This is a genomic window from Pseudomonas sp. 22515 (genome assembly GCF_052044625.1).
Taxonomy (GTDB): domain Bacteria; phylum Pseudomonadota; class Gammaproteobacteria; order Pseudomonadales; family Pseudomonadaceae; genus Aquipseudomonas; species Aquipseudomonas alloputida.
On sequence record NZ_JBQENN010000014.1, the window covers coordinates 59,468 to 76,938 of the forward strand.

At 63.1% G+C, this 17,471-nt stretch carries 19 protein-coding genes; 13 read left to right on the forward strand and 6 right to left on the reverse strand.

Going from position 1 to position 17,471, the window contains the following annotated elements; translation table 11 throughout:
* The first annotated feature begins 8 nt into the window (after positions 1 to 8).
* A complete protein-coding gene (locus tag ACTJJN_RS14810) occupies positions 9 to 2,339 on the forward strand; it encodes an FdhF/YdeP family oxidoreductase (RefSeq protein ID WP_014755678.1) in 2,331 nt (776 codons plus the stop codon).
* Positions 2,340 to 2,448: 109 nt separating this feature from the next.
* Here ACTJJN_RS14810 and ACTJJN_RS14815 read toward each other — a convergent pair whose 3' ends face one another.
* Positions 2,449 to 2,910: an Lrp/AsnC family transcriptional regulator gene (locus ACTJJN_RS14815; protein WP_003254691.1), complete on the reverse strand. Its 462-nt coding sequence runs from the start codon at positions 2,908 to 2,910 to the stop codon at positions 2,449 to 2,451.
* 92 nt (positions 2,911 to 3,002) lie between these two features.
* Between ACTJJN_RS14815 and ACTJJN_RS14820 the strand changes: the two genes are divergently transcribed.
* Positions 3,003 to 4,184 carry a trans-sulfuration enzyme family protein gene (locus ACTJJN_RS14820; protein WP_012051500.1) on the forward strand — a complete coding sequence of 394 codons (1,182 nt, stop codon included), beginning with the start codon at positions 3,003 to 3,005 and terminating at the stop codon, positions 4,182 to 4,184.
* A 212-nt stretch (positions 4,185 to 4,396) separates the two neighbouring features.
* Here ACTJJN_RS14820 and ACTJJN_RS14825 read toward each other — a convergent pair whose 3' ends face one another.
* A complete protein-coding gene (locus ACTJJN_RS14825) occupies positions 4,397 to 4,633 on the reverse strand; it encodes a YdcH family protein (protein WP_003254689.1) in 237 nt (78 codons plus the stop codon).
* Between the two features lie 252 nt (positions 4,634 to 4,885).
* Here ACTJJN_RS14825 and ACTJJN_RS14830 point away from each other — a divergent pair, with 252 nt between their 5' ends.
* The 4 genes from ACTJJN_RS14830 (at position 4,886) to ACTJJN_RS14845 (ending at position 9,059) form a co-directional block, all read left to right on the forward strand.
* The gene (locus tag ACTJJN_RS14830) at positions 4,886 to 6,523 is read left to right on the forward strand and encodes a phosphoethanolamine transferase (protein WP_012051501.1); all 1,638 of its coding nucleotides are present in this window, start codon (positions 4,886 to 4,888) and stop codon (positions 6,521 to 6,523) included.
* A gap of 177 nt (positions 6,524 to 6,700) precedes the next feature.
* Complete coding sequence (gene rnd / locus ACTJJN_RS14835; RefSeq protein ID WP_003254685.1) at positions 6,701 to 7,834, forward strand: ribonuclease D; 1,134 nt, start codon at positions 6,701 to 6,703, stop codon at positions 7,832 to 7,834.
* Positions 7,831 to 8,124 (forward strand): YcgL domain-containing protein, encoded by a 294-nt coding sequence (locus tag ACTJJN_RS14840; protein ID WP_003254683.1) that lies wholly within the window; start codon positions 7,831 to 7,833, stop codon positions 8,122 to 8,124. Before rnd ends, ACTJJN_RS14840 begins: the two co-directional genes overlap by 4 nt.
* Before the next feature lie 2 nt (positions 8,125 to 8,126).
* The gene (locus ACTJJN_RS14845; protein WP_440781367.1) at positions 8,127 to 9,059 is read left to right on the forward strand and encodes a D-2-hydroxyacid dehydrogenase; all 933 of its coding nucleotides are present in this window, start codon (positions 8,127 to 8,129) and stop codon (positions 9,057 to 9,059) included.
* Between the two features lie 112 nt (positions 9,060 to 9,171).
* Here the strand turns inward: ACTJJN_RS14845 and ACTJJN_RS14850 are convergent, their stop codons facing one another.
* Positions 9,172 to 9,765, reverse strand: a complete 594-nt coding sequence (locus ACTJJN_RS14850) for a nitroreductase family protein (protein WP_014755682.1) — start codon at positions 9,763 to 9,765, stop codon at positions 9,172 to 9,174.
* A gap of 145 nt (positions 9,766 to 9,910) precedes the next feature.
* On the opposite strand from ACTJJN_RS14850, the gene ACTJJN_RS14855 reads away from it, so the two are divergent.
* The 3 genes from ACTJJN_RS14855 to ACTJJN_RS14865 are packed head-to-tail and all read left to right on the forward strand — an operon-like array spanning position 9,911 to position 11,831.
* The gene (locus tag ACTJJN_RS14855) at positions 9,911 to 10,360 is read left to right on the forward strand and encodes a YcgN family cysteine cluster protein (protein WP_004575890.1); all 450 of its coding nucleotides are present in this window, start codon (positions 9,911 to 9,913) and stop codon (positions 10,358 to 10,360) included.
* A gap of 41 nt (positions 10,361 to 10,401) precedes the next feature.
* Positions 10,402 to 11,610 carry a hypothetical protein gene (locus ACTJJN_RS14860; protein ID WP_440781368.1) on the forward strand — a complete coding sequence of 403 codons (1,209 nt, stop codon included), beginning with the start codon at positions 10,402 to 10,404 and terminating at the stop codon, positions 11,608 to 11,610.
* Positions 11,611 to 11,612: 2 nt separating this feature from the next.
* Positions 11,613 to 11,831 (forward strand): aldehyde dehydrogenase family protein, encoded by a 219-nt coding sequence (locus ACTJJN_RS14865; RefSeq protein WP_440091376.1) that lies wholly within the window; start codon positions 11,613 to 11,615, stop codon positions 11,829 to 11,831.
* A gap of 64 nt (positions 11,832 to 11,895) precedes the next feature.
* On the opposite strand, the gene ACTJJN_RS14870 is transcribed toward ACTJJN_RS14865, so the two are convergent.
* Together ACTJJN_RS14870 and ACTJJN_RS14875 are read right to left on the reverse strand one after the other, a co-directional pair.
* Positions 11,896 to 12,366, reverse strand: a complete 471-nt coding sequence (locus ACTJJN_RS14870) for an RNA methyltransferase (RefSeq protein WP_010955253.1) — start codon at positions 12,364 to 12,366, stop codon at positions 11,896 to 11,898.
* Positions 12,367 to 12,438: 72 nt separating this feature from the next.
* Positions 12,439 to 12,810 carry a YajD family HNH nuclease gene (locus ACTJJN_RS14875; protein ID WP_003254676.1) on the reverse strand — a complete coding sequence of 124 codons (372 nt, stop codon included), beginning with the start codon at positions 12,808 to 12,810 and terminating at the stop codon, positions 12,439 to 12,441.
* Positions 12,811 to 12,942: 132 nt separating this feature from the next.
* On the opposite strand from ACTJJN_RS14875, the gene ACTJJN_RS14880 reads away from it, so the two are divergent.
* Positions 12,943 to 13,221: a hypothetical protein gene (locus ACTJJN_RS14880; protein ID WP_003254675.1), complete on the forward strand. Its 279-nt coding sequence runs from the start codon at positions 12,943 to 12,945 to the stop codon at positions 13,219 to 13,221.
* Between the two features lie 196 nt (positions 13,222 to 13,417).
* On the opposite strand, the gene ACTJJN_RS14885 is transcribed toward ACTJJN_RS14880, so the two are convergent.
* Positions 13,418 to 15,460, reverse strand: a complete 2,043-nt coding sequence (locus ACTJJN_RS14885) for a S9 family peptidase (protein ID WP_088513422.1) — start codon at positions 15,458 to 15,460, stop codon at positions 13,418 to 13,420.
* Between the two features lie 167 nt (positions 15,461 to 15,627).
* Between ACTJJN_RS14885 and ACTJJN_RS14890 the strand changes: the two genes are divergently transcribed.
* Genes ACTJJN_RS14890 through ACTJJN_RS14900 form a run of 3 tightly spaced genes read left to right on the forward strand, consistent with a single transcriptional unit; the run spans position 15,628 to position 17,444 of the window.
* Positions 15,628 to 16,125 carry a hypothetical protein gene (locus tag ACTJJN_RS14890; protein ID WP_012051505.1) on the forward strand — a complete coding sequence of 166 codons (498 nt, stop codon included), beginning with the start codon at positions 15,628 to 15,630 and terminating at the stop codon, positions 16,123 to 16,125.
* Between the two features lie 14 nt (positions 16,126 to 16,139).
* The gene (locus ACTJJN_RS14895; protein WP_003254671.1) at positions 16,140 to 16,913 is read left to right on the forward strand and encodes a class II glutamine amidotransferase; all 774 of its coding nucleotides are present in this window, start codon (positions 16,140 to 16,142) and stop codon (positions 16,911 to 16,913) included.
* A gap of 9 nt (positions 16,914 to 16,922) precedes the next feature.
* On the forward strand, positions 16,923 to 17,444 hold the full coding sequence (locus tag ACTJJN_RS14900; protein ID WP_012051506.1) for a DUF2937 family protein: 522 nt from the start codon (positions 16,923 to 16,925) through the stop codon (positions 17,442 to 17,444).
* Positions 17,445 to 17,471: the final 27 nt, after the last annotated feature.

The following is a 17,471-nucleotide window of genomic DNA, read 5'->3' on the forward strand; positions in this document are numbered from 1 at the left end:
TTCATCGCATGAGCCAGGACGAACACATCAGGGACTACAAGGGCGCCGCTGCCGGCTGGGGGGCGCTCAAAAGCGTGACCAAGAGCTGGCTGGGCAGCGACAACGCCTTCAAGAACCTGCGGGCCATGCTCAAGACCAACCAGAACGGCGGTTTCGACTGCCCCGGCTGTGCCTGGGGCGAGTCGCCGGAAAGCGACATGGTCAAGTTCTGCGAAAACGGCGCCAAGGCGGTCAACTGGGAAGCCACCGGCCGCTCGGTCGACCCGGCTTTCTTCGCCAAATACAGCGTCAGCGCGCTGAAGGAGCAGACCGACTACTGGCTTGAATACCAGGGCCGCCTCACCCACCCGATGCGCTACGACGCCGCCACCGACCACTATGTCGAAACCACCTGGCAGGAGGCCTTCGAGCTGGTCGCCAGGCACCTGCGTGCGCTGCAGTCGCCGGATGAAGCCGAATTCTACACCTCGGGCCGGGCCAGCAACGAAGCGGCGTTCCTTTACCAGCTGTTCGTGCGTGCCTACGGCACCAACAACTTCCCGGATTGCTCGAACATGTGCCACGAAGCCAGCGGCGCGGGCATGTCGGAAACCCTCGGGGTGGGCAAGGGCACCGTGGTGTTCCACGATCTGGAGCTGGCCGACGCGATATTCGTCATCGGGCAGAACCCCGGCACCAACCACCCGCGCATGCTCGAACCCCTGCGCGAAGCGGTCAAGCGTGGCGCCCAGGTCGTCTGCTTCAACCCGCTGAAAGAGCGTGGCCTTGAGCGCTTCCAGCACCCGCAGCACCCGTTCGAAATGCTCAGCAACGGCTCCGAGCCGACCTCCAGTGCCTACTTCCGCCCGGCCTTGGGTGGGGACATGGCGGCAATGCGCGGTATTGCCAAGTACTTGTTGCAATGGGAGCGCGAGGCGCAGGCCAAGGGCGAGCCGGCGGTGTTCGACCATGCCTTCATCGCCGAGCACACCAGCGGCGTCGACGATTACCTGGCGGCGGTGGACGCCACGTCCTGGGAGCACATCGTCAAACAGTCGGGCTTGACCCTGGCCGAGATCGAGCTAGCCGCCCGCATGTACCGCAAGGCCGAGCGGGTCATCATGTGCTGGGCCATGGGCGTCACCCAGCACCGCCATTCGGTGCCGACCGTGCAGGAAATCGTCAACCTGCAGCTGCTGCGTGGCAACGTCGGCAAGCCCGGCGCAGGCCTGTCGCCGGTGCGTGGCCACAGTAACGTGCAGGGTGACCGTACCATGGGCATTGACGAGAAACCCTCGGCGGCGCTACTCGATGCCATCGAACAACGTTTCCAGTTCAGTGTGCCGCGTACCCATGGGCACAACGCAGTGTTGGCGATCAAGGCTATGGAAGAGGGGCGGGCCAAGGTGTTCATTGGCCTGGGCGGCAACTTTGCCCAAGCCACCCCGGACACCGCGCGCACCCACGCGGCGCTGCAGAACTGCGCGTTGACCGTGCAGATTTCCACCAAGCTCAACCGCTCGCACCTGGTCACCGGCCGCGATGCGCTGATCCTGCCGTGCCTGGGCCGTACCGAAATCGACCTGCAGGCCGAAGGGCCGCAAGGCGTGACCGTGGAGGACACCTTCAGCATGGTGCACATCTCCAATGGCCAGTTGCGCCCGCGCTCGCCGCATATGCGCTCGGAACCGTGGATCATTGCCGGCATGGCCAAGGCCACGCTGGGCAACCAGCCGATCGACTGGGAGCACGCGGTGGCGGATTACAACCGCATTCGCGACATGATCGCTGACGTGATTCCGGGCTTTACCGGTTTCAATGAACGCTTGAACAGCCCCGGCGGGTTCCACCTTGGCAACAATGCCGCCGATCGCAACTTCCGCACGGCCACGGGCAAAGCCCGCTTCATGCCCCACGCGCTGCCCGAGGAACTGGTCAACGCCAAGGTACTGGCCCGTGGTGACAAGCCCGACCTGATTTTGCAGACCCTGCGTTCGCACGACCAGTACAACACCACCCTGTATGGCCTGGACGACCGTTACCGTGGGGTGTTCGGCCTGCGTGAGGTGGTGTTCGTCAATGAGGCGGACATCCGTCGCCTGGGCTTCGAACCGGGTGAGCAGGTAGACCTTGTGTCGTTGTGGGAGGATGGCGTGGAGCGGCGGGTGTCCGGGTTCCGCCTGGTGGCGTATGACGTGCCTGAGGGGCAGGCGGCGGCGTATTACCCGGAAACCAACCCGTTGGTACCGCTTGATAGTTATGGCGAGGGGACCTATACCCCGACCTCGAAATTCGTGGCGATCAAGGTCGTGAAAGCCAAGGCGGGGAACCGCATTGCGGCGGTGCTGGCCTCGGATTGATGGGGTGCCTGTGCTGGCCTCTTCGCGGGTGAACCCGCTCCTACGGGACCTCACAGCGCTTGAGGTTGAGGTGATCCTGTGGGTTTGCCCGCGAAGAATCCAGCACCAGTCAGGCGCGATGCACCGGGTAAGCCGTGGTGTACTTCATCTGCTCCATGGCAAAACTGGAGGTGATGTTCGATAGCCCATCGGTACGGGTAATCAGCTTTTTGTAGAACCGGTCATACGCCGCAATATCACCCACCACCACCCGCAGCATGTAGTCCCAGTCCCCGGACATGCGGTAGCACTCCATCACTTCCTCGAACCCGGTCACCGTCGCAGCAAACTGCTCCAGCCATGCGCTGTCGTGGCGCTGGGTCTTGAGCTGGACGAACACGGTAAGCCCCAACCCCAGCCGTTCGGGGTCCAGCAGGGCGACGCGGCCGAGGATGTAGCCGTCTTCCTCCAGGCGCTTGACCCGCTTCCAGCACGGTGTGGTGGACAGGTTGACGGCCTCGGCCAGGTCCTTCAGCGAGATCGAGGCATCACGCTGTAGCAGGGTAAGAATGTGCTGGTCGAAACTGTCCATATCGCGCGCTGGCCGTGCAGAAAAATATTTCACAGATTACCCCAAGGCCAGATGATTTGGGTTGTGCGATAGTTGCAGCTTTCATTCTGCCAATGGGCCTGACCATGTCCGACAAGCCGCGCAATTTCGCCACCCGTACCATTCACGCCGGCGAGCAGTTCAGCGTTGCCGATAACGCCATTTTTCCGGCCATCGTCACCGCCAGTTCGTTCACCAAGCGCAGCCTGGACGATAAACCGGAATATTCCTACAGCCGCGTCGGCAACCCCACCCGGCATGCCTACGAAACCTGTGTCGCTGCCTTGGAAGAAGGCGTGGGCGCTGTGGCCTGCGCCTCGGGGGTCAATGCCACCGCAACCGTGCTTGAGCTGCTGCCCAAGGATGCCCACGTGGTGGTGATGAATGGCGTGTACGGTGGCACGTTCCGCATCATGGAAGATTACCGCAGCCGCACCTCGGGGCTGACCACCACCTATGTCGATCTCAACGACCTTGAAGCCGTAGCGGCTGCGATCAAGCCGGAAACCCAGCTGATCTGGATCGAGTCGCCGACCAACCCGTTGCTGCACCTGGTCGACATCAAGGCGGTGTGCGACCTGGCCAAGGCCAAGGGCATCCTCACCTGCATCGACAACACCTTCTGCTCGCCGTGGAACCAGCGCCCGATCACCCTGGGCGTGGACCTGGTGATGCACTCGGCCAGCAAGTACATTGGCGGCCACTCCGACCTCACCGGCGGTGTGGTGGTGGCGGCCAATGATGCGTTGCTGGCGCGCCTGCGCCGTATCAGCATGGCGATAGGGGCGGTGCAGGGGCCGTTCGACTGCTACCTGGCCCTGCGCGGTCTGAAGACCCTGGATGTGCGCATGGAGCGCCAGTGTGCCAATGCCCTACAGGTGGCGCGCTTCCTGGAAGGTCACGCGCAGGTCGAGCAGGTGTATTACCCAGGGCTGGAAAGCCACCCTCAGCATGAGCTGTGCAAACGCCAGATGCGCAGTGGCGGGGCGGTGGTGGCGATGAAAGTGAAAGGCGACCGCGCCGCGCTCAACCGCCTGGTGGAGGCGCTGCAGATCTTTGTGCTGGCCGACTCGCTGGGCGGGGTGGAGAGCATGATCAACCACTCCTGGAGCATGTCGCACTGCTCGCTGAGCCCAGAGCAGAAAGGGGTGATGGGGATCAGCGAGAACCTGCTGCGGTTGTCGGTAGGTATCGAGGATTACCGTGACCTGGTCGAGGACCTGGATGGGGCGTTGAAAGCGCTGGTTGCTGTGTAGGGCTGCAGGCCTCTTCGCGGGCTCGCCCGCGCCTGCAGGTGGTAGGAGCGGGTTTACCCGCGAATACGGTGGCGGCGAGAGCGGTGAACGGCCAGGGACATTGGCCAGCAGGTCCGGCCCTTTCGCGGGTGAACCCGCTCCTACGACGGTCTGCGCATCGGTGTAGGAGCGGGCTTGCCCGCGAAGAGGCCGGTGGATTCAATAAATGCCTGTCAGGATTTGGGCGGATGAATGATCCGTTCGATCTTGTCCTTGATCAGCAACCTTTCCTTGCGCAGGCGGTTGACGGCCTCGTCGTTGGTGCCGTTGCCTTCGGCGGCTACCACCTCCTTGTCCTTGGCGTTGTACTCCTTGTGCAGTTTGTGCAGGTCCTGATCCTTCTCTATGAGTGCCTGGAATGCATCAGCGGTAACGTGCAGGTCAGCGAGCAGATCGTGCGGAACTGGCATTTCTTCACCTCTGTCAGGGTTGTCGGTAAGGTCCTGACCATTGAGGATAGCTGTCTTTGCGCAGGCTTGTGACGGCGGTTCAGGCTGAATGGCAGCTGAATGGTTTTGAGATAATTGGTAAAAGACGCACCCTCACGAAATTGTTACCGACTTTTTCACAAAAAATTGATGACGTGCTTTCTAGAGTTCGCCCAACTTTCCCACAGTGCCATTTGGCCTGGGGGTGATAATCACTCTTGATTGCGAACGCTAATGCTCAACTTCAAATCCCTGCGGACTGAATGGGTCACGCTGCTGGCCAGTCTTTACCTGCTGATCGGCTTCAACATGTTCCTCTGGGAGCATCTGCAAGCGGCGGTTCCTGCCGGCCTGTCGGGGTTGTGGCTGAGTCTGGCGTTTGCTGTGCTGATGCTGTTCGCCTTCAATCTCATACTCACGTTACTTGCCTTCCGGTATGTATTGAAGCCGGTACTTATTGTGTTGTTCATCAGTGGCGCGGGCGTGGCTTACTTCATGAACCAGTACGGCGTACTTATTGACGCCGCGATGTTCCGCAATATGGCCGAGACCAATGTTGCGGAAGTGCGCGACTTGATGTCGTTCAAGTTTGCCGCGTATATCCTGCTGCTGGGCGTGCTGCCATCGGTGCTGCTGTGGAAGGCGCAGATCGCCTACCGCCCCTGGCACCGCGAGTTGCTGGGCAAGTTGGTGGTCAGTGGTGCCTGTGTGGTGACCATTGGCTCGGTCGCGTTGGTCAATTATCAAGGGCTGTCGTCGCTGTTCCGCAATCACCATGAATTGCGCCTGATGCTCACCCCCAGCAATATCGTCGGGGCCTCCATTGGTTATGTCAGCGAGCGTGTCGGTACGGCTTCGCGCCCGTTCCAGCATTATGGCGAAGATGCCAAGCGTGATGCGGCCTGGCAAAAACATGAGCGCAAGTCGCTGACCGTGCTGGTGGTCGGGGAAAGTGCCAGGGCAGACCATTTCGGCGTGCTGGGCTATGACCGCGATACCACGCCCAATCTCGCCAAAGAGCAAGGCCTGCTGGCGTTTTCCGACGTGCACTCGTGTGGTACGGAAACAGCGGTTTCAGTGCCTTGCATGTTCTCGGGCATGAAGCGCAGGGATTACGATGCCCGCGTAGCGAAGAACCGCGAAGGGCTGTTGGACATCCTCCAGCGTGCCGGCCTGGCCGTGCAGTGGCGTGACAACCAGTCGGGCTGCAAAGGCACCTGCGATCGCGTGCAGTTCATCGACGTCAGCAACCTCAAGGACCCGCAGCTGTGCGCCGATGGTGAATGCCATGACCAGATCCTGCTGCAAGGCCTGGACGCGTTGATCGACAACCTCGACAAGGACACCGTGCTGGTGCTGCACCAGATGGGCAGCCACGGCCCCGAGTACTTCAAGCGCTACCCCAGTGATGGCGAGCGCTTCACACCGGTGTGCCAGAGCAACGCGTTGAACCAGTGCAGCAAGGAGCAAATCATCAACGGATACGACAACACCCTGGCCTATACCGACAAGGTGCTGGCCTCGCTGATCGATACCCTGCGCAGCAAACAAGACAAGGTCGACACGGCGATGATCTACCTGTCCGACCACGGCGAGTCGCTGGGCGAGTACAACCTGTTCCTGCACGGCACGCCCTACGCCATCGCTCCCGAGCCGCAGAAGCACGTGCCGCTGCTGACCTGGTTCTCCGACAGCTACAAGGAGGACTTCGGCGTCGATACCGACTGCCTGGCACGGCTCAGCGATGCCCCGCTGTCCCAGGACAACCTGTTCCACTCGATGCTTGGCCTGTTGCAGGTGCATACCGAGCTCTACCAACAGTCGCTGGACATGTTCGCCAGTTGCCGGCCCTGGCTGGCGGCCAAGCGCTGAAGCCCTGTGGGAGCGGGCAAGCCCGCGAACCCGGGCAAGCCCGGGTCTTACACCGTATTGCCTTCATTCGCGGGTGCGCCGGCTTCCTCAGGGTGGACTGCCCCCGAAAAGCGGGACAGTTTCACCCGCAGTGCCCGCGCCGTATATACTGCGCGCCAATGTTAGTGGGAGAGCCTTGTGGCCATCGAAATTCACTGGATCCGTGACGACCAGAGCCTGGCCGAACACTGCCGCGACTGGCACCAGCTGCCCTTCGTCGCCGTCGACACCGAATTCATGCGGGTCGACACCTTCTACCCGAAAGCCGGGCTGATTCAGATCGGCGACGGCCAACGCGCCTTTCTGATCGACCCGCTGCTGATCGGCAACTGGCAACCCTTGGCCGACCTGCTGGAAGACAGCGGTGTGGTCAAGGTGCTGCACGCCTGCAGCGAAGACCTTGAAGTGCTGCTGCGCCTGACCGGCAAGCTGCCTCAGCCGCTGTTCGACACTCAGCTGGCCGCCGGTTACCTGAACCTGGGCTTCTCCATGGGCTATTCGCGGCTGGTGCAGGAAGTGCTGGGCATCGAATTGCCCAAAGGCGAAACCCGCTCCGACTGGCTGCAACGCCCGCTCTCGGAAACCCAGGTCAGCTACGCTGCCGAAGATGCCGTGCACCTGGCCGAGCTGTTCACCGTGCTGCGCCCGCGGCTGAGTGACGACAAGTATGCCTGGGTGCTGGAAGACGGCGCCGAGTTGGTGGCTGCGTTGCGCCGTGAAGTCGAGCCTGAAAGCCTGTACCGCGACGTCAAGCTGGCCTGGAAGCTGGCGCCTCAACAACTGGCAGTGCTACGTGAGCTGTGCGCCTGGCGCGAGCGCGAAGCGCGCAACCGCGATGTGCCGCGTAATCGTATCCTCAAGGAGCACTCGCTCTGGCCCATGGCCAAAAGCCAGCCGAACAACCTGTCGGCCCTGGCCAAGATCGACGAGATGCACCCACGCACCATTCGTCAGGACGGCGAGTGCCTCATCCAGCTGATCAAGCGCGCCGCCAGCCTGCCTGCCGAGCAATGGCCGGCGCCCTTGCCCGAGCCGCTGCCGATCGAGGCTGCGGGCCTTCTCAAGCAGCTGCGTGCCATCGGCCAGGCCGAAGGCGAGCGCCTGGGGATTGCGCCCGAGTTGATGCTGCGCAAGAAAGCCCTGGAGGCGCTGCTCAAGAGCGGATACCCCAATGGCCCTTATCAACTGCCCGATTCGCTGCGCGGCTGGCGCCGTGAGCGCATGGGCCAGGCCCTGCTGGACAACCTGGCAGGTGCCGGAGAAACCCGATGAAACGTATTTGCTCGATCTACAAGAGCCCACGCAAGAACGAAATGTACCTGTACGTACTCAAGGCTGACGGCCTGGAGCGCGTGCCTGAAGGCCTGCTGCCGTTCTTCGGCACCCCCGTGCACGCTTTCGACCTGGTGCTCAGCCCTGAGCGCAAGCTGGCCCGCGAGGACATCACCAAGGTGCTGGAGAACCTCGAAAGCCAAGGCTACCACCTGCAGATGCCGCCGCTGGAAGATGAGTACATCGAGCACCTGCCCGAAGAGCTGCTGCGCCGAAACGACCCCGTCTGACCATGCGTGTACTGATCGCTGAGCATGACCATGCTCGATACGCCGAGCTTTTGCGCGCCGCCGCGCCAGAACTGGAAGTGCTGACCAGCGGCGACTCTGCCGAACTGGCCCGCCAGGCACCGCAGTGTCCGGTGTGGCTGGGCCAGCCGGACTTGCTGGCCAGTCTGCTGCGCCAAGGCCACAAGCCTGGCTGGATACAGTCGACATGGGCCGGTATCACGCCGTTGCTGGCCGACGGCCTGCCGCGTGATTACCGCCTGAGCCGCGCAGTAGGCATCTTCGGGCAGGTGATGGCCGAGTACATGCTCACCTATATGCTAGGCCATGAGCGTGAGGTGCTGTCGCGCCTGGTCAGCCAGGTCGAGCGGCGGTGGGATGACCGCCCGGGGCGCAGCCTGGAAGGGCGCAAGGTCCTCATTGTGGGTGTAGGCGACATAGGTCAGCGTGTGGCCGAGTTCCTGCAGCCGTTTGGTGTGGCGCTGTACGGCGTTGCCAGGAGCGCCCGTGAGCAGGCGCCGTTCGTCGAGGTGGCGGCGCTGGCCGACCTGCCGCGCATGGTCGGCCAGGTCGACTACGTGCTGAACCTGCTGCCGGATACCCCGGCGACTCATGACCTGTATGACGCCGCGCTGTTCAAGTGCTTCCAGCCCTCGGCCTTGTTCATCAATGCCGGACGTGGTGTGGCGGTGGTCGATGCCGACCTGGTCGAGGCGTTGAAAGAGGGCCATCTGGCCGGTGCCGTGATCGATGTGTGCCGCCAGGAGCCGCTGCCCAAGCAACACCCGTTCTGGACCGCCTGGGGCTTGCTGCTGACCGGGCACAGCTCGGCGCCCACCTCCCCGACAGCGATGGTGCGCTTGTTTGTCGAGAATGTGCGGGCTTATGAAGCGGGGCAGGGGTTGCGGGGCGAAGTCGATTTCGCCCGGGGCTACTGATTGCTGTGGCCCGTACCGGCCTCTTCGCCTGAAAACCCCTCCAGCACAGGGTGGTGATATCCCCGTAGGAGCGGGCTTGCCCGCGAAGAGGCCAGCACGGCCAACACAAACCTTACAGGCTGAAATCGCCTTCAGCAGCCAGCTCGCTCAGCGGCTTGCGCGGGCTCGGCACTTCACGCGCCTGCAGGGCTTCATCCAGGCTGGCCTTGTCCCCCAGCTTGCCGATCGCCACCATGGCATGCAGTGCGTAACCATCGGGAATCTTCAGTTCCTGACGTGCCAGGTCCTGATCGAAGCCGGCCATGCCATGGGTATGCCAGCCGCTGATGCTGGCCTGCAGGGCCAGGTGCCCCCAGGCAGAGCCCGTGTCGAAGGTGTGCCACAGGGCCGGTTTTTCTTCCGTAGCGCCCGGGGCCGCGAAGGTAGTCTTCGAAATGACCAGCACCAGCGCCGACGCTTGTTGCGCCCAGCTGCGATTGAATGGCACCAGCAGGCTCAGGTAACGCTCCCAGTTCGGCGTGTCGCGGCGGGCATAAAGGAAGCGCCAAGGCTGCGAATTATAGGCCGACGGTGCCCAGCGGGCGGCCTCGAGGAAGCTCAGCAGGGTTTCTTCGCTGATCGGCTCGGCGGTGAAGGCGCGTGGTGACCAGCGGTTGATGAACTGCTCGTTGATGGCGTAATCGGCAATGCGGGGGTTGGCGCTCATGGCGGCTCCTGCAAACGGACGGGAAAAGCGCACGCTACTGCGTGCCGTCGCGACTGACAAGCGGTCTGGCTTTGCCGAAGGCCAGGCTCTAGACTGGCGCCGCCGCGCGCCGTGGCCCCCAAGATGAAGGCAGGAACCCTGTGTGATGATCGCTGAAAACGCGCCGTTCTGGCGGCGCAAGACCCTCGAACAACTCAGCCAGCAAGAGTGGGAGTCGCTGTGCGATGGCTGCGGCCTGTGCTGCCTGCAAAAGCTCGAGGACGAAGACGACAACAGCGTCTATTACACGCGCATCGCCTGCAAACTGCTGGACCTGGATACGTGCCAGTGCAGCGACTACCCCAACCGCTTCGCCCACGTGCCAGACTGCATCCAGCTGACCCCGGGCAAGGCCGACCAGTTCAAGTGGCTGCCGAGTACCTGCGGTTACCGTCTGGTCAGTGAGGGCAAGGACTTGCCGGCTTGGCATCACCTGGTCTGTGGCGACCGGCAACAGGTTCATGAACAGCGCATTTCCCAGTCGGGGCGTATGCTCAGTGAACACGATGTGCACGAAGACGACTGGGAAGACCACCTGATCTTTCGCGCCAGCTGACCGGCGCGGCCCGCTGCCTCGGGGAAACAAGGAGTTTCTGTATGCGTTGCCAGCTGTTGTTGCTGTTGGGCCTGATGGCCAGTTCGCCGGCCTGGGCGAAAAAGGTCGACCTCGACTACCAGGTGCGCCTGCTGCCTGCCAGTGGCCAGGCCGAGGTCCGCGTTACATTGGCTGAAGGCAGCGCCGTGCGCAGCCTGGACTTCGACCTGGGCAAGGCTGGGGCCTACAGCGGCTTCCAGGCCGATGGGCAATGGCAGCTGAAGGGGCGGCGTGGTATCTGGCAGCCAGCGGCCGGCAAGACCAGCCTCAGCTACCGTGTGCAGCTGGACCAGAAGCTGGCCAGCGGCGCCTATTCATCACGCATCACCCCACACTGGGCGCTGTTCCTCGGCGACCAGCTGATACCCCCTGCGCGCCTCGACCAGCAGGATGGTACCGAGCTGGTGGCGCGCCTGGCTTTCGACCTGCCCGAGGGCTGGAAGAGCATCGAAACGTCCTGGCCGCGTATCGGCAAGGGGAAGTTTCGCATCGACAACGTGTCGCGCTTGTTCGATCGCCCGACCGGCTGGATGCTTGCCGGCGACCTGGGCAGCCGCCGCGCTCGCCTGGGCGAGACCGAAGTGACCGTGGCCGCGCCGGTGGGGCAGGGCATGCGGCGCATGGACAGCCTGACCTTGCTCACATTCGTCTGGCCACACCTACAAGCTGTGTTCCCGCGTAACCCGCCCAAGCTGCTGTTGGTCGGGGCGCGTGACGGCATGTGGCGAGGGGCTATGGCTGCGCAGGGCTCGTTGTACCTGAACAGTGCCCGGCCCATGGTCAGCGAAAACGGCAATAGCCCGTTGCTGCGCGAATTGGTGCAACTGTTCGCGCAGATTCACGGGCGTGACGGCAGTGACTGGCTGGTAGAGAGCCTGACCGATTATTACGCCAACGAGTTGCTACGCCGCTCGGGCGGGATGAGTGATGACCGTTACCAGGTCTGGCAGGCGCGTCTGAGCAAGCAGGGCGCCAAGGTCAACCGGCTCAAGGGTGAACGCGCAAGCCCGGCCCAGGTGGCCCGCGGCGTGATGCTGTTGCAGGCGCTGGACAAGGAAATCCGCATTCACACCCAGGCCAAACGTTCGTTGGACGATGTGGTGCGGGGGCTGATGCGCCTGCCCAGCGTCAGTACCGAAGACTTTGTGCAGATCAGCGAGAACGTGCTGGGGCGGCGTTCCGATGTGCTGCAGAGCAAGGTGCTGCACTAGGCATCCCTGCGCCTGACAATCGGCAGGACGGCATCGTCTGCAAGTCGCATTTCAAGCGTATCAAGTCGTACCTGGAATACACCGCCGAGCAGAAACTCAGCATTGTTCACGGGGCGAAACCGAGGTTGGGGAGCGTGCAGCCAACCATCGTCGGCAGCGTTGATCGCGACAACCCATGGTTTGTCGAGGCAATGTTCGGCCCGGTTTCGGTGCTGTTCTGACGGAGCTCAGCACTCGGTCGCCCTGTGTTGGCAGGTCTGTCCTGCCGCCGCAGTGGCGGCCTTTCTATTTGAACTTGGGCCCCGAACGGGTATTCAGCCCCTTGGCCATGCGGTCATACAGCACCACATTCACCGTCGCTGCCAGGTTCATGCAGCCCTCAGTCGGGATGTAGATAGTCTCTTCACACCATCCCCGCACGTCTTCGCTCAACGAGCCATCCTCTGGCCCGAAGATGTAAATGGCCCGGTCCGGATGGGTGTAATCCGGCAATGGCCGCGCACCCTCCACCAGTTCTACCGCCACTGGCGTGCAGCCCAGCGGGATAATGCGCTGCAGGTCGTCGATGCCGATCAACGGGATGTCGTAGTGCACGCGCTTGGTGTCGGTGACGAAGTCACGCGCGCGTTCATAGCGTTTGCCCGTGTAGAACACCGAATTGACGCCATAGCAGCCCGCTGCGCGCATCACAGAGCCGACGTTTTCTGCCGACTTGGGGTTGAACAGGCCGATGCAGCTGTATCGTTTGTTTGCCACGTACCGGGGCCCTTCGCGAAAAAAAGCGCGATTATACGGGCTGCCCGGTAGCAGCGGGGGGCGAATCGATGGTCAGTCTTTCTTCAGCATGCCCGCCAGCCCGGCAAACGGGTTGTGCGTAGCCTTGGCAATGCTCGGGGTGCTGGTGGAGCCTTCGCTGAAGTACTGCTGGTCGGTGTAGCGCGAGTGTTCGTTGTCGTGGCAGTACAGGCACAGCAGCTCCCAGTTGGAGCCGTCCTGAGGATTGTTGTCGTGGTTGTGGTCACGGTGATGCACGGTCAGCTCGCTCAGGCGCTTGCCGGCGAACTCGCGGGCGCAGCGGCCGCATACGTGCGGGTACATTCTCAGGGCCTTGTCGCGGTAGCCCATTTCCTTGTCGCGCTTGGCATCAGCCAGGATGCGGTCGAGGCGCGCGGTGGCGGCGGCAGAAGAGGTGGAGCTCATGGTGTTTCCTTTGTTCTGATCAGGCAAGTGACGGTTATGCCATTGAGTCTAGCGCGCTTGCAGGTCAGGCGGACAGGCGAAAGCGTTGATTTAGGCGTAGCCTGTAGAAAGGTTCCCGACAGGAGGTTGCTGATGTTTCACGCGATCCTCGCCGCGCTGTTGATGGCTGGCCTGCCCTTGGCAGAAGCTGCCAGCACGCCACCCAGGCTCACGCCGCCAGTACCCGGCGCGCCCGGTACGCCGACGCCTACGCCATACCCGCAGATTACCCCGAGTACGCCGCCCAAGGCTTATGACAGCCAGCCGGGGGCGCCCTTGTTGCCGCCGATGCCAGTGCCCGGCCCGCCGAAGGATCAGCCATTGCCCGGGTTGCGGCAGGACCCGCCGAAGCCGGTTGTGGAGGATGATTGACGGGCGGGAGCTGAGGGCGTCTGGGGCTGCTTTGCAGCCCATCGCGACACAAGGCCGCTCCCACAGGTTGGACTGGATTCCGCGCTGTGGACTGCACCTCAGAAGATGGACAGATGTCCAACATCTGGGGTGCAGCCCACTGTCCTGTGGGAGCGGCCTTGTGTCGCGAAAGGGGCGCAACGCGCCCCCCGCTCTCTCAAAGGATACCCAGCTCGCCAAACACGAACGCATACTCCAGGGCCACATCCTTCAACCCTTGGTACCGCCCGCTCATCCCGCCATGCCCAGCCCCCATCTCGGTCTTGAGCAGCAGCAGGTTGCTGTCGGTCTTGAGTGTGCGCAACTTCGCCACCCATTTGGCCGCCTCCCAATACTGCACGCGGCTGTCGTTGTAGCCCGCCACCACCAGCATCGCCGGGTAGGCCTGCGCTTTCAGGTTCTCGTACGGCGCATAAGCCTTGATCCGTTCATACACCTCCGGCTCCTCAGGGTTGCCCCATTCATCGTACTCGGTCACGGTCAGCGGCAGCTCCGGGTCGAGCATGGTGTTGAGCACGTCGACGAAGGGCACTTCGGCAATGGCGCAGCGGAACAGCTCAGGGCGCAGGTTGAGCACCGCGCCGATCAGCAGGCCGCCAGCGCTGCCACCACTGATGGCCAGGCGGTCGGCGGCCGTCACGCCCTGGCTGATCAGGTGCTCGGCGCAGGCGATGAAGTCGCTGAACGTGTTGTGCTTGTACTCCTGCTTGCCGGCACGGTACCAGGCCTCCCCCAGTTCGCCACCACCTCGCACATGGGCGATGGCAAAGGCCACGCCGCGCTCCAGCAGGCTCAGGCGCGCATGTGAGAACCAGGGGTCGAGGCTTTCGCCATAGGCACCATAGCCGTACAGGTACAGTGGCACGGTCTTGCCCAGGTCCTGGCGGCGGCGTACCAGGCTGATCGGCACCTGGGTGCCGTCCGCTGCGGTTGCCCACAGGCGCTCACTGACATAGTCATCGGCATCGAATGCACCGAGCACCGGGGTTTGCTTGAGCACCACCTGGGCGCCCGTGGGCAACGTCAGTTGGCGCACCTGGGCCGAGCGGTTGAGCGCTTCGTAGCGCAAGCGTATGCGAGTGCTGGCAAATTCCAGGCTGTCCTGCACGTACAGGCTGTAGGCGGCGTCTGGCAGTTCGACGCGGTAGGCCGGCAAGCCCTGCGGGCGTACTTCGATGATCGGCAGGCCGCCTTCGCGCAGGCTCAGGGTGAGGGCACCGGCGTTCAGGCTGAGGCCTTCGAGCATGACCGCGTCGCGGTGCGCCACCAGCACCTGCCACTGTTCGCGGCTTGGCACTGGCGCGACTGGCGCGTGGTACAGGGCGAAGTTGATGCCATCCTGGTTGGTGCGGATGAACCAGCGCCACTGGCCGTCGAGTTGGCCGTGGTCGGGGAAGTATTCGTGGCCTTCGACGCGCGGCGCCAGGCAGGTGAACGGCGCCTGCGGGGTTTCGGCGTCCAGCACCCAGGCCTCGCTGGTGGTCTTGCTGTTCAGCAGCAGCACCAGCTGACGCTCGGAACTGGTGCGGTAGCAGTGCAGGAAGAAACGCCCGTCTGGCTCTTCGAACACGGTGTGCGCGGCGTCGGTGCCCAAGGTGTGGCGACGCAGGCGCCATGGGCGGTGGGTGTCGTCCAGCTCAGCGAAGAATAGCGTCTGGCTGTCGTTGGCCCAGGTCAGGCTACCGTCGCAGTCGTCGAAGGGCAGGGTAGTGACACGGCCACTGGCCAGGTCTTTGACGTACAGGGTATAGATTTCGTCGCCGCTGGTGTCGAGGCTATAGGCCAGCAGGCGGTGGTCGGGGCTGATGTTGAACGCGCCGAGGGAGAGGAAACCGCCGTTGGCCAGGACGTTGGGGTCGAGCAGCAGTTGCTCCTGGCTTTCATCGACGGTGTTCGAGTCGTCGGCCGGGCGTGGGCAGCGGTAGTGACGCGGGTATTCGTCGCCGGCGGTGGTGCGGGTGTAGTACAGGTAGGGGCCCCAGGGCGCCGGCAACGAGAGGTCGGTCTCCAGGATGCGGCCTTTGATCTCTTCGAACAGTTGCTCACGCAACGGTGCCTGGTCGGCCAGGCAGGCTTCCTGGTAGGCGTTTTCAGCGTGCAGGTAAGCGAGTACCTCGGGGGTATCGCGCTGTTGCAACCAGGCATACGGGTCGGTGGCCTGGTCGGCTTGGGCAATCGGGGGTTGGGGCTTGGCTGGCATTGAAGATCTCTTGATTGGGGTTGCCTGTGCCGGCCTCTTCGCGGGTAANGGGATCGCACCGAGGTAGGAGCGGGTTTACCCGCGAAGAGGCCGGCACAGGCAAACACTGTCTGCGCCCGGAAAAGTGTTTATCATAGGCATCTCTTTGCCTGGCTTGCACGAACACCATGACCGAGAACGACTACACCTTCGCCTGGGGCTTGTACGCAGTAGCCGCCTTAGGGTGCCTGCTGGTGGGCTTCAAGCTCACCGGCTGGATGTGGCGCTGGCTGCGCGAACCGCTACGGGTGGTGCTGGCGGTGCTGCTGCTGACCCCGACCATCGTCGACCCGGTCAAGGACAGCTTCGCCCCTGCAATCGCCATCACTGCGCTGGATGTCGCTTTCAAGGTCGGCAACAACGCCTGGCGCGCTGTGTCCGACTTCGCCATGTATGGCATGATCGCCTTCGGCCTGTACTTCCTCTTCGTGCTGATGCGCTGGCCGCTGGAAAAGCGCGCGCACGCACGCCGTGAGCAGGCCGAAGCCGCTGCCAGGCGTCAGCGGGCCGAGGATGACCAGCTCGGCACCCAGGCGCCGCTGGCTGCCGAGCGCAGCGACCGTTACCGTGACGACTTGCCGCCAGCCGCTACGCGTGGCGCAGGCCGGGTCGAGCCTCGTCTGTAAACGGAGACACGCCTATGTGCGAACTGCTGGGCATGAGTGCCAACGTCCCTACCGACATTGTTTTCAGCTTCACCGGCCTGATGCAGCGGGGCGGGCGTACCGGCCCGCACCGTGACGGCTGGGGGATAGGCTTTTACGAAGGCCGCGGCCTGCGCCTGTTCCAGGACCCGGCCGCGAGCAGCGAGTCGGAAGTAGCCAACCTCGTGCAGCGCTACCCGATCAAAAGCGAAGTGGTGATCGGTCATATCCGTCAGGCCAACGTCGGCAGGGTGTGCCTGTCCAACACCCACCCGTTCGTACGGGAAATGTGGGGCCGCAACTGGTGCTTCGCGCACAATGGCCAACTGGGTGACTTCAAGGGCCTGGCCAGTTTTTACCGGCCAGTGGGCGACACCGACAGCGAAGCGGCCTTCTGCGACCTGCTCAACCGCATCCGCAGCGCTTTCCCCGAACCGGTGCCGGTGGAACAGCTGCTGCCCGTGTTGGTCGAAGCCTGTGCCGGCTACCGTGGTCAGGGCGTGTTCAACTGCATGCTCAGCGACGGCGACTGGCTGTTCTGCTTTTGCTCGACCAAGCTGGTGCACATTACCCGCCGTGCGCCATTTGGTGCCGCACGGTTGAAGGATGTCGACCTGATCGTCGATTTTCATACCGAAACCACCCCCAACGACGTGGTCACGGTGATTGCCACCGAGGCCCTGACCGAGAACGAGACCTGGCACCGCTACGCGCCGGGTCAGTGGGCCCTGTGGCGGCACGGCGAGTGCGTGGCGCACGGCCAGAGCTAAGGACGCTGCATGTTCAGAAGTTACCTGCGATTGCTGTTGTTCACCTTCGGCCTGCTGGCCGGTATCCAGGTCCCGGGGCTGGTCAAGGACTACAGCCAGCGGGTCGAGGCGCACCTGTTCGAATCGCGCGAGGCGCTCGATGGGTTCCGGCAAACGGCCGAGCGCTTTTTCAAGGGCGACTTGCAGGCGCTGCTGCAGCACTACCGCAGCAGCGACGACCCGGTGTTCAACAGTGATGCCAACAGCATCGAAAGCCTGATGATCCGCAACGAACTGCTGGAAAACGAATGGCAGGTGCTGCAAGGGTCATGGGCTGAGCGTACCTGGCATGTGCTGGTACAGGCCGACCCGCAGTTGCGTGAAGAAACCCTCAATGGCTACAGCTACCAGATTCTGCTGGTGCCCGAGGCGATTGGCTGGGGTGTGGGTGCCGGTTTTGTGCTGGCCTTTGTGGTCGAAAGCGTGTTGTTGGGGATTGGCTGGCTGATCCTGGGCGGGCGGCGCAGGGTGGTGAAAGAGAGCTGGCGCTAAGTTCTGCTGTACCTGTACCGGCCCTTT

Coding starts and splice junctions, on each gene's coding strand:
- ACTJJN_RS14810 (WP_014755678.1), top strand. CDS start 9: ATGAGCCAGGACGAACACATCAGGGACTACAAGGGCGCCGCTGCCGGC.
- ACTJJN_RS14815 (WP_003254691.1), bottom strand. CDS start 2,910: ATGGACAGTTTCGACCAGCACATTCTTACCCTGCTACAGCGTGATGCC.
- ACTJJN_RS14820 (WP_012051500.1), top strand. CDS start 3,003: ATGGGCCTGACCATGTCCGACAAGCCGCGCAATTTCGCCACCCGTACC.
- ACTJJN_RS14825 (WP_003254689.1), bottom strand. CDS start 4,633: ATGCCAGTTCCGCACGATCTGCTCGCTGACCTGCACGTTACCGCTGAT.
- ACTJJN_RS14830 (WP_012051501.1), top strand. CDS start 4,886: ATGCTCAACTTCAAATCCCTGCGGACTGAATGGGTCACGCTGCTGGCC.
- ACTJJN_RS14840 (WP_003254683.1), top strand. CDS start 7,831: ATGAAACGTATTTGCTCGATCTACAAGAGCCCACGCAAGAACGAAATG.
- ACTJJN_RS14845 (WP_440781367.1), top strand. CDS start 8,127: ATGCGTGTACTGATCGCTGAGCATGACCATGCTCGATACGCCGAGCTT.
- ACTJJN_RS14850 (WP_014755682.1), bottom strand. CDS start 9,765: ATGAGCGCCAACCCCCGCATTGCCGATTACGCCATCAACGAGCAGTTC.
- ACTJJN_RS14855 (WP_004575890.1), top strand. CDS start 9,911: ATGATCGCTGAAAACGCGCCGTTCTGGCGGCGCAAGACCCTCGAACAA.
- ACTJJN_RS14860 (WP_440781368.1), top strand. CDS start 10,402: ATGCGTTGCCAGCTGTTGTTGCTGTTGGGCCTGATGGCCAGTTCGCCG.
- ACTJJN_RS14875 (WP_003254676.1), bottom strand. CDS start 12,810: ATGAGCTCCACCTCTTCTGCCGCCGCCACCGCGCGCCTCGACCGCATC.
- ACTJJN_RS14880 (WP_003254675.1), top strand. CDS start 12,943: ATGTTTCACGCGATCCTCGCCGCGCTGTTGATGGCTGGCCTGCCCTTG.
- ACTJJN_RS14885 (WP_088513422.1), bottom strand. CDS start 15,460: ATGCCAGCCAAGCCCCAACCCCCGATTGCCCAAGCCGACCAGGCCACC.
- ACTJJN_RS14890 (WP_012051505.1), top strand. CDS start 15,628: ATGACCGAGAACGACTACACCTTCGCCTGGGGCTTGTACGCAGTAGCC.
- ACTJJN_RS14895 (WP_003254671.1), top strand. CDS start 16,140: ATGTGCGAACTGCTGGGCATGAGTGCCAACGTCCCTACCGACATTGTT.
- ACTJJN_RS14900 (WP_012051506.1), top strand. CDS start 16,923: ATGTTCAGAAGTTACCTGCGATTGCTGTTGTTCACCTTCGGCCTGCTG.